This is a genomic window from Stenotrophomonas sp. NPDC077659 (assembly GCF_050268705.1).
Lineage (GTDB): Bacteria > Pseudomonadota > Gammaproteobacteria > Xanthomonadales > Xanthomonadaceae > Stenotrophomonas.
Genome location: NZ_JBNNHG010000226.1, coordinates 2,049 through 3,649 on the forward strand (window position 1 = coordinate 2,049; position 1,601 = coordinate 3,649).

The 1,601-nt window shown below is 68.6% G+C and carries 2 protein-coding genes and 1 pseudogene; all 3 read left to right on the forward strand.

The features are described 5' to 3' along the window. On the forward strand, positions 1-968 hold a 968-nt coding region (locus ACQKDV_RS18720), incomplete at its 5' end, for a chemotaxis protein CheW (protein ID WP_427785750.1). Between the two features lie 204 nt (positions 969-1,172). After that, on the forward strand, positions 1,173-1,481 hold the full coding sequence (locus ACQKDV_RS18725; RefSeq protein ID WP_427785751.1) for an STAS domain-containing protein: 309 nt from the start codon (positions 1,173-1,175) through the stop codon (positions 1,479-1,481). Beyond that, positions 1,478-1,601: pseudogene (locus ACQKDV_RS18730) on the forward strand (response regulator); the annotation flags it as partial. The gene ACQKDV_RS18725 and the pseudogene ACQKDV_RS18730, both read left to right, overlap by 4 nt.

Genomic DNA, 1,601 nt, shown 5'->3' on the forward strand with positions numbered 1-1,601 from the left:
GCGACACCACCGCGACCGCCGCCGTGGACGACACCTCGCTGGAGGCCGCCTTCGAAGCTGCCGCCATGCAGGCGGCGCCCGAACGCGAACCGACCTGGGACGATCTGCCCGCCGAAGTCATCTACGAAACCGGCGATACCCCCGGTAGCGCCGGGCCAGGCCCGGCGAGCGCAGCGGCGCCCACCCCTGCCGCAGACCCGTCGCCGCCCAAGCCCACCTGGGATGATCTACCGGACGAAGTGATCTACGAAACCGACAGTGCTGACAGCCACCGCTTGGCGCACACCGACAGCCCCGCCCTGCAGGCCGCCTTTGAAGCGGCTGCGATAGGCGAACCGGTGCCCGCCCCGGCGACGCCTGCTCCGGCGGAGAGGCCCGCGCCGCGACCGGCACCCAGCCCGGCCCCGACCGCTCGCGCCGTCGCACCGCCGCCACGCGTCGCACTGGATGCACCGGCTGCTGCGCGCCCGGGCAGCTGGCAGGAGCTGCAGGCCCAGGCCCACCAGCCGCCGCACGGCACCACCACACACAACCGCCGCGCTGCCGAACGCACCTCGCGCTGGCTGCGGCTGCGCTGCGGCACCCAGGCCTACGCCCTGGAACTGCTGAAGGTGCAGGAAGTCGTGCTGCCCGTGCCGTTGCTGCCGTTGCGCGGCACGGCCCCGGCCATGCTCGGCATCATGAACCTGCGCGGCCAGGTCGTGCCGGTGATGGACCTGGGCATCCATCTCGGTGCAGCCAGCGGCGAAGACGATGCGCAGACCCGGATCGTGGTGCTGGAAGAGAATGGCGAGACCCTCGGCCTGCGCGTCTCGGCGGTAGAGGACGTCGCAAACCTCACCGATTCGCAGATCGAACCGCCCGATACCGCCCGCATCTGCCAGATCTCCAACGAACTGTTCCGCGGCGTGGCCCGCATCAGCCAGCGCCCGATGATCCTGCTCGACGCCACCCGGTTGTTGAGTTGAGAGGCCCATCCACGCATGGCGTGGATCTACTCGGCATGCCATGCGTGAACATGCCCGGTAGATCCACGCCATGCGTGGATGCCCCCTCCCGCCACCGCCCCGGTAGATCCACGCCATGCGTGGATGCCCCTTCCCGCCGATTCCCCCTAAAGAACCCCCGCCAGGTGCCGTTATGGATCTCGGAACCGTTTGTCCGGAGCAACGATGAGCACTGTCGAACTGGGTGACGATCTCGGCATCGAGAACAGCACCGAGCTCAAGAACCGCCTTTCGCCCCTCGTGGCGGAAGCAGGCGAACTGACCCTGGATGCAAGCCAGGTCGGTCGCATCCACACCGCCAGCGTGCAGGTGCTGTGCGCATTCGTGCAGGCACGCCGCGAGGCGGGCCTGGGCACCGGCTTCAACGGTTGCACCGCAACCTTCCGTGACGCCGCCCGCCTGTTGGGCGTCACCCAGGCCTTGGGCCTGGACGTACCCCATGACAACCTGAAATCTGTGGAGAACGCTGCATGAGCGCACGTATCTTGGTGGTGGACGATTCGGCGTCGATGCGCCAGATGGTTTCCTTCGCCCTCACCTCGGCCGGCTTTGCCGTTGAAGAAGCCGAAGACGGCGCGGTCGCGTTGGGTCGCG